We start from the raw sequence: 15,344 nt of genomic DNA, 5'->3' as shown, positions 1-15,344 counted from the left end.
GAGACGGCGCGAATTGACCCGGTCGGGCTTCTATGCGGCCAACGGCGGCGCATCAGCCGCGTCGCAAACGAGCCGTCCCAGGGGGAGATCGCATGGCCGAGTTCAAGTCCGACATCGAGATCGCACGCGCAGCCACGAAAAAGCCGATCATGGACGTAGGCGCGGGGCTGGGCATTCCCGCCGAGCATCTGCTGCCTTACGGGCATGACAAGGCGAAGGTCTCCGCCGAATACATCAAGCAGGTGCAGGGCAACAAGGACGGCAAGCTGATCCTCGTCACGGCGATCAATCCGACGCCGGCGGGTGAGGGCAAGACCACCACCACCGTGGGCCTCGGCGACGGGCTGAACCGCATCGGCAAGAAGGCGATGGTCTGCATCCGCGAGGCGTCGCTCGGACCGAATTTCGGCATGAAGGGGGTGCTGCCGGCGGTGGATATGCCCAGGTGGTGCCGATGGAGGACATGAACCTCCACTTCACCGGCGACTTCCATGCGATCACCACCGCGCACAATCTGCTCTCGGCGCTGATCGACAACCAAATATACTGGGGCAACGAGCAGGGCATCGACGTGCGACGTGTCGCCTGGCGGCGTGTCATGGACATGAACGACCGCGCCCTTCGGCAGATCATCTGCTCGCTCGGCGGGGTCGCCAACGGTTTTCCGCGCGAGGCCGGTTTCGACATCACGGTTGCCTCTGAGGTCATGGCGATCCTGTGTCTGGCCACGGACTTGGCGGACCTCCAGAAGCGCATCGGCGACATCATCGTTGCCTATCGTCGCGACAAGAGCCCGGTCTTCGCGCGCGACCTGAAGGCCGACGGCGCCATGGCCGTGCTTCTGAAGGATGCCGTGCAGCCCAATCTGGTGCAGACGCTCGAGAACAATCCTGCCTTCGTGCATGGCGGCCCGTTCGCCAATATCGCGCATGGCTGCAACTCGGTGGTCGCGACCACGACGGCGCTCAAGATCGCCGACTATGTGGTGACAGAGGCCGGCTTCGGCGCCGACCTTGGCGCCGAAAAGTTCTTCGACATCAAGTGCCGCAAGGCGGGCCTCAAGCCGGCGGCTGCCGTGATCGTGGCGACGGTGCGTGCGCTCAAGATGAACGGCGGGATCAAGAAGGACGATCTCGGTGCCGAAAATGTCGATGCGGTGAAGAAGGGCTGCGCCAATCTCGGTCGCCACATCGAGAACGTGAAACAGTTCGGCGTCCCGGCCATCGTGGCGATCAACCATTTCGTGTCCGACACGGATGCCGAAATCGAGGCGGTGAAGGCCTATGTGGCCGCGCAGGGCGCCGAGGCGGTTCTGTGCAAGCACTGGGCGCAGGGGTCGGCCGGCATCGAGGAACTGGCGCACAAGGTGGTTGAGCTCGCCGAATCCGGCAAGTCCCAGTTTGCCCCGCTCTATCCGGACGAGATGAAGCTGTTCGACAAGATCGACACAATCGTCAAGCGCATCTACCGCGGCTCGGAGGCCATCGCCGACAAGTCGGTGCGCGACCAGCTCCACCAGTGGGAAGCGCAGGGCTATGGCAACCTGCCGGTGTGCATGGCCAAGACGCAGTACTCGTTTTCGACGGATCGAACCTGCGCGGCGCGCCGACGGACCACGTCGTACCGGTGCGCGAGGTGCGGCTTTCCGCTGGCGCGGGCTTCGTCGTGGCAATCTGCGGTGAGATCATGACCATGCCCGGCCTGCCGAAGTCGCCCTCATCGGAGCGTATCTTCCTCAACGACAAAGGGCAGATCGAAGGGCTCTTCTGACGCGCCCGGCGCGCGGAAGCGCAGCCGCATCGACCTGAGCCGCCTTGCCGCAGCCCCGGCACGGCGGCTTGCCATGGGCTTGCCGAGCCGCCATATCTGGCTTCCATCCGGAGAGGCGGAACCATGGTATCGAAGTGGAAATGGCTGTTCAGCCTGCTGACAAGGCGCCTGTGGTTTCGCGCCTCGGTGATCTCGCTGCTGGCCATCTTCGCCGCCCTCGTCTCGCTGCTAATCTCGCCTTTCATTCCAACCGGGCTTGCCGACAAGCTCGGCGCAAACTCGGTCGACCGCATCCTCGAGATCATTGCCTCGAGTATGCTGGCCGTGACCACATTCTCGCTGTCGACCATGGTTGCGGCATATTCGGCCGCGACCAGCAATGTCACGCCGCGCGCGACCAAGCTGCTAATCGAGGACAAGACAACTCAGAACGTGCTGGCTGCATTCGTCGGCTCGTTCCTCTACAGCCTCGTCGCGATCATCACCCTGTCGATGGGCGCTTATGGCGAGCGCGGCCGCGTGGTGCTGTTCTTCATGACACTGGCCGTTGTGATGCTGATCGTCATCACGCTGCTGCGCTGGATCGACTACCTGCTGCGGCTAGGCCGTGTCGGCGAGACCACAGATGTGGTGGAAGAGGCCACGGCCAAGGCCATGCGCGCGCGGCGCAGCACGCCCTATCTCGGCGGTAGGCGGCTGGAGCCCGGCCGCGACGTCGTCGATGACGGCGCGCATCCGGTCTACAGTGATCGCATCGGCTATATCCAGCATGTGGACACGGCAGCCATCTCCAGGGCCGCCAAGGCGGCCGGCGGGCGGGTGTATCTCGCAAGCCTGCCGGGCACGTTCATCGACCCTGGCCGGCCGATTGCCTGGTGCAGCGGTTTCGATACCGCCACCGATTTCGACGCGATCCTCGATGCCGTGACCATTGCCGACGAGCGCAGCTTCGACCAGGATCCGCGCTTCGGCCTTTGCGTTCTGGCGGAGATCGCTTCGCGCGCTCTTTCGCCCGGCATCAACGATCCGGGCACGGCGATCGACGTTATCGGTCGCGCGGTGCGTGTGCTGGCGATATGGGCGGGAGAAGACGATGAGATCGAGCCGCGGTTTCCCGAGGTCTGGGTGCCGGATCTGGACATAGCTGAACTGTTCGACGACATCTTCGTGCCGATTGCGCGGGATGGCGCCGGTGTGGTGGAGGTGCAGGTAAGGCTGCACAAGGCGCTTGCAGCGCTTGCGCGCACGGGCGACCAGCGTTTTGTCGAGAATGCGCACCGCCAGTCCGAGCAGGCGCTGGAGCGTGCGGCCCTGGCCATGGATTTCCCGAACGATATCGGCCGCGCCAGGGCGGCGGCTGCGATGGTGGGTGCATGAACAGACTTTTCCAACTCGTGCGCGGCATGCGCGAAATGCGTTTCGCGACCGTGCCAGTGCTGCTGGTCGCGGTGGTGGCAAGCGGGGTGTATGTCTTCCTCGCAATCGCCGATGAGGTGAGCGAAAACGAGATCGCGCGGATCGACAGCGCGCTGCTGCTGATGTTTCGCGACCCGACAGACAGTGCGAGGCCGCTCGGGCCCGGCTGGCTGGTGGAGACGATCACCGAGATCACGGCGCTGGGCGGTTATCCGCTGCTGGTCGTGCTGGTTGCCGCGGTGCTGGGGTTCCTATTGGTTATCGGACGCTATGGGCCGGCGCTGTTCGTCTTCCTGTCGATCGTTTCGGGGACGGCGCTGAGCCAACTTCTCAAGATGCTCTACGACCGGCCGCGACCCGACATCGTGGATCATCTCGTGCAGACGCATACGGCGAGCTTTCCGAGCGGCCACGCGACCATGAGCGCGCTGGTCTATCTCACGCTGGCCACGCTGATCGTCCGTCTCGTCGACAGTCTTGCGGCGCGCGTCTACGTCATCTGCGTGGCTGTGCTCCTGACCATCATGGTGGGCTTCAGCCGCGTCTATCTCGGCGTCCACTGGCCGAGCGACGTTGCCGCCGGCTGGGCGCTGGGCGCAGCCTGGGCGAGCTTGACCTGGCTGGTGGTCAGCGGTTTGCGGGCGTTCAACCGATCTCGCGAAGCGGCCTGAACTCCTCCATATCGTCGAAAACGCAGAAGGCGGGCACATCGAGCTCGATGCCTTCGGGAAAGGCGTCGAGCAGCGTCTTCATCTCGGCAAGTGCCGGTAGATAGATCGCTTCCGCCTCCGGCGGCAGCCAGTCGAGCTGATAGGCCAGCGTGATGTGGAAGGTGTAGTCGTCATGGTCCGGGTGGCGGTAGCCGAGGCGCTCCGCAAGCGCATCGCGCGCCTCGCGCATGACCTTTTCGTCGGCATCGGTCAGGCCTGATACGACAACGCCCAGCGGCGTGACCATGTCGGCCTTGATGCGGAACGGCGCCTTGACCGAGAAGCCGTCGAGGCGCTCGTCGATCCAGCTTGTCGTTTCGGGAATTGCGGCATCGGCAGGCAGTGCCGCCGGCCAGTATTCGCGCCCGCGACGGCCTTCGATCACCCCTGGAAAAGCGTCTTGTGCAGGCTCGATACAGGCGTGAACGTGAAGTGGTTGGAATAGGGCAGGGCACGCAGGCGCTCGCGAACCTCGACCAGCTGCTTCTGGCTCTGCGAACCGTCGACGACGTGCGAGACGAAGGTGTTGCCCGGCTCGTAGAGAAAGTTGCCGGCACTGTCGTAACGGGTGCCTAAGTGGCGCGGTGGCGTGTCTTTCTCGGTTGAGATGAAGTTTCGGCCGAATTCGTCGTTCGTCGCGTATGCCAAGGCACGTTCCTTTCCTGCGGCGCGGACCGTCCGCGTAAGCGACACGCGTGACATGAGGGTGACAGCGGGTTGTACGAGGGCGCGGAAATCAGGTTGCGCAGGCGGGCGTTCGCCGCTAAGGATTTCGCCATGACGGTTCGTTCGATTAAGACCCTGTGGTGGTGGGCCTGCTGACAAGCGGCCGGGCGAACGCGTGCGCGTGAAATGTGATGGCCGCAACGGATTTCCGGGCGGCCATTTTGTTTTCAGTCGTCCCGGGTCCGCCAGGCGGAAACGGATGGAGACAGGGAATGACAGTCGAACTGCTTGAAGACGGCGCCGAACGGTTCATCACCGCCGGAGGCGTGACGGTGACGCGGCAACGCCACGACACACCTTATGAGGGGGCGATCGAAACCTATATCGACGCGCTCGATTCACGGCTCGGCTGCGTATTCTCCTCCAATTACGAGTATCCGGGCCGCTATACGCGCTGGGATACGGCGATGATCGACCCGCCGGTCGTCATCAGCGCCAAAGGCCGGGCGATGCGCATCGAGGCGCTGAACGCGCGCGGCGAGGTGCTGCTGCCGGCAATTCGCCGCGCGGTGGAGACGCTCTCCGCCGTGACGATGGGCGAGGTCTCGTCGCGTCTCATGACTTTGCGGGTGGCCGAGCCCGGCCGTGTCTTTGCCGAAGAGGAGCGAAGCAAGGCACCGACGGTGTTCACCGTTCTGCGGGCGCTGGTCGATCTCTTCCGATCGCCGGAGGATGGCAATCTCGGTCTCTACGGCGCATTCGGCTATGACATCGCCTTTCAGTTCGACCATGTCGAACAGAAGCTCGAACGTCCCGGCGACCAGCGCGACGTTGTGCTTTACCTGCCCGACGAGATCCTTGTGGTTGACCACCACCAGGCGAAAGCCTGGCACGACCGCTACGACTATTCCGGCGTGGGGTTTTCGACCGCAGGTCTGCCACGCGACAACGAACAGGAGCCTTTCCGGCCGAGCAGCCGCATCCGCCGCGCGGCGACCATGAGCCCGGCGAATATGCGAAGCTGGTGGAAACGGCCAAGGAAAGCTTCCGGCGCGGTGACCTCTTCGAGGTGGTGCCGGGGCAGATGTTCTTCGAGCGCTGCGATTCCAGGCCTTCGGAGATCACGCGACGACTGAAGAAGATCAATCCGTCGCCCTATTCGTTCTTCATCAACCTCGGTGGCGGCGAATACCTGATTGGTGCCTCGCCGGAAATGTTCGTGCGGGTCAACGGCCGGCGCGTGGAGACCTGCCCGATTTCCGGCACGATCCGCCGCGGCGACGATGCGATCTCTGACTCCGAGCAGATCCTCAAGCTGCTGAACTCGAAGAAGGACGAGAGCGAGCTGACCATGTGTTCCGATGTCGACCGCAACGACAAGAGCCGGGTTTGCGAACCGGGTTCCGTGCGTGTCATCGGGCGGCGGCAGATCGAGATGTATTCGCGCCTGATCCACACGGTCGACCACATCGAAGGTCGACTGCGAGAGGGCATGGACGCGTTCGACGCATTCCTGTCGCATGCTTGGGCAGTGACGGTGACCGGCGCGCCGAAACTGTGGGCGATGCGCTTCATCGAGAACCACGAGAAGAGCCCGCGCGCCTGGTATGGTGGCGCCATCGGCATGGTGCATTTCAACGGCGATATGAACACCGGCCTGACGCTGCGCACCATCCGCATCAAGGACGGCATTGCAGAGGTCCGCGCAGGCGCGACGCTGCTTTACGATTCCGACCCTGCGGAGGAAGAAGCTGAGACGGAGCTGAAAGCTTCCGCGATGCTGACGGCGATCCGCGAGGCCTCGGCCGGCAATGCTGCAACGAGCGAGCGCGAGGGCGCGAAGGTGGGCGAGGGCGTCTCGATCCTGCTGGTCGACCATGAGGACTCGTTCGTGCACACGCTGGCGAACTATTTCCGCCAGACCGGCGCGAGTGTCTCCACCGTGCGCTCCCCGGTGCCGGAAGAAGTGTTCGACCGGGTCAATCCTGATCTTGTCGTGCTTTCACCCGGCCCCGGCAGCCCTAAGGATTTCGACACCAAGGCGACGATCGAGAAGGCGCGCAAGCGAGACCTGCCGATCTTCGGCGTCTGCCTCGGTTTGCAGGCGCTCGCGGAGGCCTATGGTGGCGAGCTGCGCCAGCTTCATGTGCCGATGCACGGCAAGCCGTCGCGCATCCGGGTTTCGAGGCCCGGCGTCATCTTTTCCGGCCTGCCCAAGGAAGTGACTGTCGGTCGCTACCACTCGATATTCGCCGATCCGGTGCGGTTGCCGGATGCGTTCATCGTCACGGCGGAAACCGAGGACGGCGTGGTGATGGCGTTCGAGCACAAGCACGAGCCTGTGGCCGCCGTGCAGTTCCACCCCGAATCGATCATGACGCTCGGCCAGAACGCCGGCATGCGGATGATCGAGAACGTGGTCGCGCATCTGCCGCGCAAGGCAAAGGTAAAGGCCGCGTGAGGAACGAGATCATGACGTTTGCCATCCCTCACGTTCGGGAGCGTCACGAGCGGTCATGACTGCCAAGCAGCGCATACGACGCCTTGCGGCATGGTCCATCGTCGTCGCTTTCGGCGTGATGGGTCTGAAGTTCGTCGCCTGGTGGATGACCGGGTCGGTCGCGCTTTACTCGGACGCGCTGGAATCAATCGTCAACGTCATCGCCGGTTTCGCGGCCTTTTGGGCGATCTCCGTCAGCCACAAACCGGCTGATCGCGACCATCAGTATGGGCACCACAAGGCGGAATATTTCTCGGCCGTGCTTGAGGGCGTGCTGATTGTCGTCGCCGCGCTGCTCATCATGGGCGAGGTGTGGCGAAGCTGGCAAAATCCGGCACCGATTGAGCAGGCTTGGGAAGGTCTCGCGGTTAACGGCGTTGCGGCGGCGATCAACTGCGTCTGGGCGCTGATGCTGATCCGCGTCGGGCGCAAGGACAAGTCGCCGGCGCTGGAAGCCGACGGTCACCACGTCATGACGGACGTGGTGACGTCGGTCGGCGTCATTGCCGGCCTCGTCGGCGCCGTTCTGACAGGATGGTATTTTCTCGATCCGCTGCTGGCGCTGCTTGTCGCCATCAACATCCTCTGGCAGGGGTGGAAGGTCATCACCTCATCGCTGGACGGCCTGATGGATCGCGCCGTGCCGGTCGAGGAGCATGTGCGGATCCGCGACGTCATCTCCGCCAACTCCAAGGGCGCGCTGGAAGTTCACGACCTGAAGACGCGGATCGCCGGCCGCGCGACCTTCATCGAGTTCCACATGGTGGTCGACGCACATATGACTGTCGGAGAGAGCCACGCAATCTGCGACCGGATCGAAGCCGCTCTTGAGGAAGAAATTCCCTCGGTGCGGATCGTCATCCATGTCGAGCCGGAAGACGAGGCGAAGCTGCCGCCCGGCACCCCGGCAGTTCCGTTCGCCTAGACGGTTCTGGCGCCGTTGACCTTCAGATAAACGGCGTAGAGCGACGTCGTGGCGGTGATGAAAAGACGATTGAGCTTTTGGCCGCCGAAACAGCAGTTTGAGACGATTTCCGGCACCAGAATCTTGCCGATCAGGGTTCCGTCGGGATCGTAGCAATGGATGCCGTCGGCTGCGCTTGTCCAGATGCGGCCGGCCGTGTCGAGCCGGAAGCCATCGAACAGGCCCGCGGTGCAATCGGCGAAGACCGATCCGCCGCTGAGACGGCCATCGTTGCCGACATCGAAGACGCGCATGTGGGCCGGATGATGGTCGCCATGCGTGCGGCCGGTATCGACCACGTAGAGCTTCGTCTCGTCGGGCGAGAAAGCGAGGCCGTTCGGCTTTATCATGTCGGTGACGACCGCTTCGACCGCGCCGGTTGTCGGGTCGATGCGGTAGACGTGCGAAGCGCCGATTTCGCTGTCGGCCCTGTCGCCCTCATAGTCGGAATCGATGCCGTAGGTAGGGTCCGTGAACCAGATCGAGCCGTCGGATTTGACGATAAGATCATTGGGCGAGTTCAGCCGCTTGCCCTGCCAGCGGTCGGCAATCGTGACGACGCTGCCGTCATGCTCGGTGCGGCTGATGCGGCGGGCCTTGTGCTCGCATGAAACCAGCCTGCCCTGCCTGTCCACCGTGTGGCCGTTGGTGTTGCCGGCGGGCTGGCGGAAGACGCTGACATGGCCGTCGGCATCGTCATAACGCAGCATGCGATCGTTGGGGATGTCCGACCATACAAGGTAGCGGCCGGCGGCAAACCATGCCGGCCCCTCGGTCCAGCGGCTACCGGTGTGGAGCCGCTCCAGCCTGGCCGTGCCGTTGATCAGCTTTGCGAAGCGCGGATCGAGGATTTCGTAGGGGCTTTCGGACATGTCTTCTCCTCCTCGGCGTCGTGGCCGGCACGATCTGCCGTCAACCTGTTTATGTGCCCGGCCGGCCACTCAGGAATGCAGCCGCCTGTTCGACCAGAGTGTCGACAGGCAGCAACGCATCGAGGCGCAGAGCCGCCTCGTCGGCAGAAGGCGGTTCGAGATCGGCGAACTGGCTGTCGACGAGGCTCGACGGCATGAAGTGCCCGCCGCGCCCCTGTACGCGGTTCCACGATGCCTGCCGGTCGAGCGCCAGATGCAGGAATACAAGGTTCGGGTTCAGGCTGCGCAACCGGTCCCTGTAGCGCCGCTTGAGCGCCGAGCAGGTGGCGACCACCGTCGCACCGCGCGCGGTACGGCCTGCGACCTCGGCGGCGATCGTATCGAGCCAGCCGGCCCGGTGCTCGTCGTCGAGTGGAATGCCGCTGGCCATGCGGGCTATGTTCTCCGGCGAATGGAAGGCATCACCCTCGACGAATTCGGCACCCAGCTTGCGGGCGAGCGCGGAGCCGACCTCGGTCTTGCCGCAACCGGCGACGCCCATGACGATCACGGGCGGAAAGCGGCCCGTTTCCGCTGGCTTGCCTGTTGCCTCCGTCATCGTCACCTCCGTCCGATGTGATGCCCGACAGGCATCAGGCGAGTTCATGTCGCCAGGGCGGGTTCGCTCCCGGCCGCGACACGGTCACCGCAGCCGCCGACATGGCGAAATCGAGCGCGGCGCGCAGCTCACCCGCGCTGAGTGTCTCCAGCCTTTCCTTGTCGAGCAAGCCTGCTTCGTCAAGCGAGGCGAGGATGCCGGCATTGAACGTGTCGCCTGCGCCAACCGTATCGGCAACGGTCACCCGGCGTGCCGGCACATCGATCCGTTCGCCCGCGATATAGCCGACGGCGCCTTTGCCGCCGCGGGTGATGACGACGACCTTCGGCCCCGCCTGCAGCCAGCGCGCGGTGATCTCATCGTGGCTGCCGGTCTCGCCGAACCAGGCGAGGTCCTCGTCGGACAGCTTGACGATGTCGGCCATGGCTATCATGCGCCGCATGCGCAGCAGATGGCGTTCCTTGTCGGCGATGAAACCGGCGCGGATATTGGGATCCAGCATCATGACGCGGTGCTGATGCTCGCGGCGCATGAGTGCCTCGTAAGTCGATCCGCAGGGTTCCGGTATCAGGCTGATGCAGGAGAAATGCAGCGCCCTGACATTGTCATCGAGAACCGGCAGATCCGGCTCGTTCAGCATGCGCCCGGCCGTGTTCTCGTCGTAGAAGGTGTATGTGGCATGGCCATCGGTGAGGTGCACGAAGGCCAGCGTGGTCGGCCGGTCGGAGAAACGGACATGGCGCAGATCGACTTTGCTTGCCTCCAGGGCCTCGCTGAGGCGCGTGCCGAAAAGGTCCCTGGAAATGCCTGAAAAGAAAGCCGTTTCCCTGCCGAGGCGGCCAAGCGCGATGGCCGTGTTGAACACGGCGCCGCCTACATAGGGTGCAAATGCTGCTTCGCCCGCTGACGTCTCGCGCGGAAGCATGTCGATCAGCGCTTCGCCACAACACAGGATCATGCAGTTCCTCCCCTTCGTCCTTCGGACGGGGTTGCTTTAATCGATTGAATGCGGCTCTTCAATCCGCTAGCATTTGAAACTGGGAGGAAGTCTGGATAATCGCTCGCGTGCAGTCGCTTCGCGATTGCGCCAAGCCGGGGGCATTATGACATTGACCAGAACTTCCGCATCCGATCATGCCGCCGCGAGACAGGTTGATGTGCTCAAGCTGGCGGCGGAAATCATCGAATGCCTGAAATACCGCGTCGGCAAGGAGCCGTCGGTCGCCACGCGTCACGACTGGCTCGCAGCCTCCATCAAGGTGGTGCGCGACCGCGTAGTCGATCGCTGGATCGAATCCACGCGGCGCGCCTACGAGCAGGGCGACAAGCGGGTCTATTACCTGTCGATGGAGTTCCTGATCGGCCGGCTGATGCGCGACGCCTTCTCCAATCTCGGCCTGATGGACGCGATGCGCGAGGCGCTGGCGATCCATGGCGTCGACATCGACGTGATCGCCGGGCTGGAGCCGGACGCGGCACTGGGCAACGGTGGCCTCGGGCGGCTGGCTGCCTGCTTTATGGAATCGATGGCAAGCGTGGACATACCCGCACATGGCTACGGCATCCGCTATGTGCATGGGCTGTTCCGGCAGGAAATTCACGATGGCTGGCAGGTTGAGCTGCCGGAAACGTGGCTGGAACACGGCAATCCGTGGGAGTTCGAACGGCGCGAGGGCGCTTACGAGATCGGCTTCGGCGGCGCAGTCAGCTCCGTGACGTCCAAGGACGGCCGGCTGGAGCGTCACGTCTGGAAACCGACGGAGCGGTTTCTCGCGGTTGCCGTCGATACACCGGTGGTTGGATGGCGGGCCAAGCGCGTCAACACGCTGCGGCTATGGTCGGCGATGCCGATCGATCCGATCCTGCTCGACGCTTTCAACGCCGGCGACCATATCGGCGCGCTGCGCGAGAGCAACAAGGCGGAGGCGCTGACGCGGGTTCTCTACCCCGCCGACAGCCATCAGGCGGGTCAGGAACTGCGGCTGCGCCAGGAGTATTTCTTCTCGGCGGCTTCGGTGCAGGACATCGTTCGTCGCCATCTGAGCCAGTATCCCGACCTGACATCGCTGCCGGACAAGGCCGCAATCCACCTCAACGATACGCATCCGGCGATCGCAGTCGCCGAACTGATGCGGCTCCTGATGGACGTGCACGGCCACGATTTCGACGTGGCGTGGGACATCACCAACCGCACCTTTGCCTACACAAACCACACGCTGCTGCCGGAGGCGTTGGAAAGCTGGCCGGTGCCGCTGTTCGAGCGGCTTTTGCCGCGCCACATGCAGATCATCTATGCGATCAACGCCGAGGTGCTGCTGAGGGTGCGCTCGACCGGCAAGTTCTCCGACGAACAGGTGCGGGCGATCTCGCTGATCCACGAGGACGGCGAGCGCCGCGTGCGCATGGGCAATCTCGCCTTTGTCGGCGCATTCTCGGTCAACGGTGTTTCGGCCCTGCATACCGAGCTGATGAAGGAGACGGTGTTCGCCGATCTCCATCGGCTCTACCCAAAACGCATCAATAACAAGACAAACGGCATCACGCCGCGCCGCTGGCTGATGCAATGCAATCCGGGCCTGACGAACCTGATCCGCGAGGCCATCGGCGACAGGTTCCTGGACGATATCGACGCGCTCAAGGAGCTGGACGCCTTCGCCGACGATGCGGCTTTCCAGGAGCAGTTCGCGGCGGTGAAGCGCGCCAACAAGGAACGGCTGGTTTCGCTGATCGGTGACAGGATGGGGCTGCGGCTCGATCCGTCGGCACTGTTCGACATCCAGATCAAGCGCATTCACGAATACAAGCGCCAGCTTCTCAACATCATCGAGGCGGTGGCGCTCTACGACCAGATCCGCTCTCATCCGGAAAAGGACTGGCTGCCGCGCGTGAAATTCTTCGGAGGCAAGGCGGCACCGAGCTACCACAATGCCAAGCTGATCATAAAGCTCGCCAACGACGTTGCGCGGGTCATCAACAGCGACCCGTCGGTGCGGGGGCTGCTGAAAGTGGTGTTCGTGCCGAACTACAACGTTTCCACCGCCGAGGTGATGATCCCCGCGGCCGACCTCTCCGAGCAGATTTCTACCGCGGGGCTGGAGGCTTCCGGCACCGGGAACATGAAGTTCGCGCTCAACGGTGCGCTGACGATCGGCACGCTCGACGGCGCGAATGTCGAGATCAGCGAGTGCGTCGGCGCGGAAAACATCGTGATCTTCGGGCTGAAGGCCGACGAAGTGGCCGAGCGCCGGGCCGGCGGCTACGAGCCGCGCGCGATCATAGAGAAATCGCCCGAGCTGAGGCAGGCGCTTGAAGCGATCGCGTCCGGCGTGTTTTCGCCCGACGATCCGGAGCGCTATCGCGATCTTATCGGTGGGCTCTACGATCATGACTGGTTCATGGTCGCGGCCGACTTCGACGCCTATGCGGGCGCGCAGCGCCACGTTGACGAACTCTGGCGCGACAGCCCGCGCTGGTACGGCATGACGATCCGCAATACGGCGCGCGTCGGCTGGTTCTCTTCCGACCGCACGATAAGGCAATATGCGAAGGAGATTTGGAACGTGCCGGCGTGATAGGGTGAGAAAAACGCTGGGGCTTGTGAGTTCGGTGGAGGAGAAGGCCGCGTCCAGATGACAGCATCCGGGAGGAGGGAACCCGAAGGGAAGATGGCGCTGACGCCGCAGGGCGACATTGATGCCGTCGTTTCCGGCTCCCATGGCAACCCCTTCGCGGTGCTGGGCGTGCATGAGGGCGAGAAAGGGCTTCTCGCGCGCTGCTTCATTCCTCACGCGGAAAGCGTCACCGCCTTCACGCTCGCCGGCAAACCGGCAGGCGAACTCCTGCGCCGTCATGATGCGGGCTTCTTTGAAGGCAGGCTGACGATCCGCAAGCGCCAGCCACTGAAATACCTGGCGCGCAATGCCGGCGGCGAGTGGTGGGTGACCGACGCATATTCGTTCGGGCCGGTGCTTGGGCCGATGGACGACTACTACATCGGCGAAGGCTCGCATCTGCGGCTGTTCGACAAGCTCGGCGCGCATGTCATAGACCATGAGGGCGCGCATGGCGTGCACTTTGCTGTATGGGCGCCGAATGCGCAGCGCGTCTCGGTGGTGGGCGACTTCAACGAGTGGGACGGGCGGCGGCATGCGATGCGCAGGCGTGTCGACACCGGCATCTGGGAGGTGTTCGTGCCCGACATCGACGCCGGGCGCGTCTACAAATACGAGATCGTCGGGCCGGACGGAAAGCGCGTGCCGCTGAAGGCGGACCCGTTCGCGTTCCGCGCCGAGCTGCGCCCGGCGACGGGTTCGATAACCGACCATTCGCCTGCCCACGACTGGGGTGACGCGGCGCATCGCCGTTTCTGGCGCGATGCCGATGCGCGCCGGCAGCCGGTTTCGACCTACGAGGTGCATGCCGGCTCCTGGCAGCGCCACGACGACGGGTCCTTCCTGACCTGGGACGAACTGGCCAAAAGACTGATCCCCTATGTTGTCGACATGGGGTTCACCCATATCGAGTTCATGCCGATCACCGAGCATCCCTACGATCCGTCATGGGGCTACCAGACGACCGGCCTTTACGCGCCGACGGCGCGTTTCGGCGAGCCGGAGGGGTTCGCGCGCTTCGTCGACGGCGCGCACAGGGCCGGCATCGGGGTGACCCTCGACTGGGTGCCGGCGCATTTCCCGACAGATGCGCACGGGCTGGCGCGGTTTGATGGCACCGCGCTTTACGAACATGCCGACCCGCGCAAGGGGTTCCACCCGGACTGGAACACGGCGATCTACAATTTCGGCCGGCGCGAGGTACTGGCCTACCTCGTCAACAACGCCCTGTTCTGGGCCGAGAAATACCATCTCGACGGGCTGCGGGTCGATGCCGTCGCCTCGATGCTCTATCTCGACTATTCGCGCAAGGCGGGCGAGTGGATACCCAACGAGCTGGGCGGCCGCGAGAACCTCGAGGCCGTCGATTTCCTGCAGAAGATGAACGCGGCCGTCTACGGCTCCCACCCCGGCATCATGACGATCGCCGAGGAATCCACCTCATGGCCCAAGGTTTCACATCCCGTGCACGAAGGCGGGCTGGGCTTCGGCTTCAAGTGGAACATGGGCTTCATGCACGACACGCTGCAATACATGGCGCGCGAGCCGGTGCACCAAAGCATCATCACAACGAGATTACCTTCGGCCTTCTCTACGCGTTCTCCGAGAATTTCGTCCTGCCGCTTTCCCACGACGAGGTCGTGCATGGGAAAGGCACGCTCCTTTCCAAGATGTCGGGCGACGACTGGCAGAAATTCGCGACGCTCCGCGCCTACTACGCCTTCATGTGGGGCTATCCCGGCAAGAAGCTTCTGTTCATGGGGCAGGAATTCGCCCAGCGCCGCGAATGGAGCGAGGCGCGCGCGCTCGACTGGGACCTGCTGGAAGCGCCGGCACATGAGGGTGTGCGGCGCCTGCTGCGGGATCTCAACCACGCCTATCGCGAAACGCCGGCGCTGCATGCGCGCGACTGCGAGCCAGAAGGTTTTCGCTGGCTGATCGCCGACGATGCGCAGAACTCGATTTTCGCCTGGCTGCGCATGGCGCCCGATGCGCCGCCAGTGGCGGTCATCTCCAATTTCACCCCGGTCGCCCGCCAGGACTATCGCGTGCCGTTGCCGAACGCCGGAACATGGCGTGAGATCGTCAACACCGATGCTGGCGACTATGGCGGCAGTGGGCAGGGCAATGGCGGCGCGGTCGAGGCGGTTGCGGAGGATGGGGGTCGTATCGTCGCACGGATGACCTTGCCGCCGCTGGCGACGATCATGCTTGAATACGAACCGTAAAGGTCGGGA

General features: G+C 63.8%; 7 protein-coding genes and 4 pseudogenes. 7 read left to right on the top strand and 4 right to left on the bottom strand.

The features are described 5' to 3' along the window. Nucleotides 1-92 precede the first annotated feature (92 nt). The 3 genes and pseudogenes from HK436_RS20825 to HK436_RS20815 all read left to right on the top strand — a co-directional run bounded on the left by HK436_RS20825 (nt 93) and on the right by HK436_RS20815 (nt 3,857). A pseudogene (locus HK436_RS20825) lies at nt 93-1,770 on the top strand (formate--tetrahydrofolate ligase). 123 nt (nt 1,771-1,893) lie between these two features. After that, nucleotides 1,894-3,147, top strand: a complete 1,254-nt coding sequence (locus tag HK436_RS20820) for a DUF2254 domain-containing protein (protein ID WP_173192804.1) — start codon at nt 1,894-1,896, stop codon at nt 3,145-3,147. Continuing rightward, on the top strand, nt 3,144-3,857 hold the full coding sequence (locus HK436_RS20815; protein WP_173192802.1) for a phosphatase PAP2 family protein: 714 nt from the start codon (nt 3,144-3,146) through the stop codon (nt 3,855-3,857). Before HK436_RS20820 ends, HK436_RS20815 begins: the two co-directional genes overlap by 4 nt. Here the strand turns inward: HK436_RS20815 and HK436_RS20810 are convergent. Then, a pseudogene (locus HK436_RS20810) lies at nt 3,832-4,598 on the bottom strand (DUF1868 domain-containing protein). The gene HK436_RS20815 and the pseudogene HK436_RS20810 sit on opposite strands and share 26 nt — an antisense overlap. A gap of 236 nt (nt 4,599-4,834) precedes the next feature. On the opposite strand from HK436_RS20810, the pseudogene HK436_RS20805 reads away from it, so the two are divergent. Together HK436_RS20805 and HK436_RS20800 are read left to right on the top strand one after the other, a co-directional pair. Next, nucleotides 4,835-7,023 (top strand): annotated as a pseudogene (locus HK436_RS20805) (anthranilate synthase). Between the two features lie 55 nt (nt 7,024-7,078). Beyond that, on the top strand, nt 7,079-7,987 hold the full coding sequence (locus HK436_RS20800) for a cation diffusion facilitator family transporter (RefSeq protein WP_173192800.1): 909 nt from the start codon (nt 7,079-7,081) through the stop codon (nt 7,985-7,987). Here HK436_RS20800 and HK436_RS20795 read toward each other — a convergent pair. The 3 genes from HK436_RS20795 to HK436_RS20785 are packed head-to-tail and all read right to left on the bottom strand — an operon-like array spanning nt 7,984 to nt 10,454. Further along, nucleotides 7,984-8,898 (bottom strand): SMP-30/gluconolactonase/LRE family protein, encoded by a 915-nt coding sequence (locus HK436_RS20795; RefSeq protein ID WP_173192798.1) that lies wholly within the window; start codon nt 8,896-8,898, stop codon nt 7,984-7,986. The two genes, HK436_RS20800 and HK436_RS20795, sit on opposite strands and share 4 nt — an antisense overlap. A gap of 49 nt (nt 8,899-8,947) precedes the next feature. After that, nucleotides 8,948-9,496 (bottom strand): gluconokinase, encoded by a 549-nt coding sequence (locus HK436_RS20790; RefSeq protein ID WP_173192796.1) that lies wholly within the window; start codon nt 9,494-9,496, stop codon nt 8,948-8,950. Between the two features lie 34 nt (nt 9,497-9,530). Further along, the gene (locus tag HK436_RS20785; RefSeq protein ID WP_173192795.1) at nt 9,531-10,454 is read right to left on the bottom strand and encodes a carbohydrate kinase family protein; all 924 of its coding nucleotides are present in this window, start codon (nt 10,452-10,454) and stop codon (nt 9,531-9,533) included. A 145-nt stretch (nt 10,455-10,599) separates the two neighbouring features. On the opposite strand from HK436_RS20785, the gene HK436_RS20780 reads away from it, so the two are divergent. Then, the gene (locus HK436_RS20780; RefSeq protein ID WP_173192793.1) at nt 10,600-13,068 is read left to right on the top strand and encodes a glycogen/starch/alpha-glucan phosphorylase; all 2,469 of its coding nucleotides are present in this window, start codon (nt 10,600-10,602) and stop codon (nt 13,066-13,068) included. A gap of 93 nt (nt 13,069-13,161) precedes the next feature. Beyond that, nucleotides 13,162-15,335 (top strand): annotated as a pseudogene (gene glgB / locus HK436_RS20775) (1,4-alpha-glucan branching protein GlgB). The last annotated feature ends 9 nt before the right edge of the window (nt 15,336-15,344 follow it).

Origin of the sequence: Neoaquamicrobium sediminum (assembly GCF_013240295.1) — a bacterium.
Classification (GTDB): Bacteria; Pseudomonadota; Alphaproteobacteria; order Rhizobiales; family Rhizobiaceae; genus Aerobium; species Aerobium sediminum.
This window is presented reverse-complemented; position numbering and strand designations above follow the sequence as displayed.

Bases quoted from the DNA above. Each gene is read 5' to 3' on its own strand.
- HK436_RS20785 (WP_173192795.1), bottom strand. From the start codon at position 10,454: ATGATCCTGTGTTGTGGCGAAGCGCTGATCGACATGCTTCCGCGCGAG.
- HK436_RS20820 (WP_173192804.1), top strand. From the start codon at position 1,894: ATGGTATCGAAGTGGAAATGGCTGTTCAGCCTGCTGACAAGGCGCCTG.
- HK436_RS20815 (WP_173192802.1), top strand. From the start codon at position 3,144: ATGAACAGACTTTTCCAACTCGTGCGCGGCATGCGCGAAATGCGTTTC.
- HK436_RS20780 (WP_173192793.1), top strand. From the start codon at position 10,600: ATGACATTGACCAGAACTTCCGCATCCGATCATGCCGCCGCGAGACAG.
- HK436_RS20800 (WP_173192800.1), top strand. From the start codon at position 7,079: ATGACTGCCAAGCAGCGCATACGACGCCTTGCGGCATGGTCCATCGTC.
- HK436_RS20795 (WP_173192798.1), bottom strand. From the start codon at position 8,898: ATGTCCGAAAGCCCCTACGAAATCCTCGATCCGCGCTTCGCAAAGCTG.
- HK436_RS20790 (WP_173192796.1), bottom strand. From the start codon at position 9,496: ATGACGGAGGCAACAGGCAAGCCAGCGGAAACGGGCCGCTTTCCGCCC.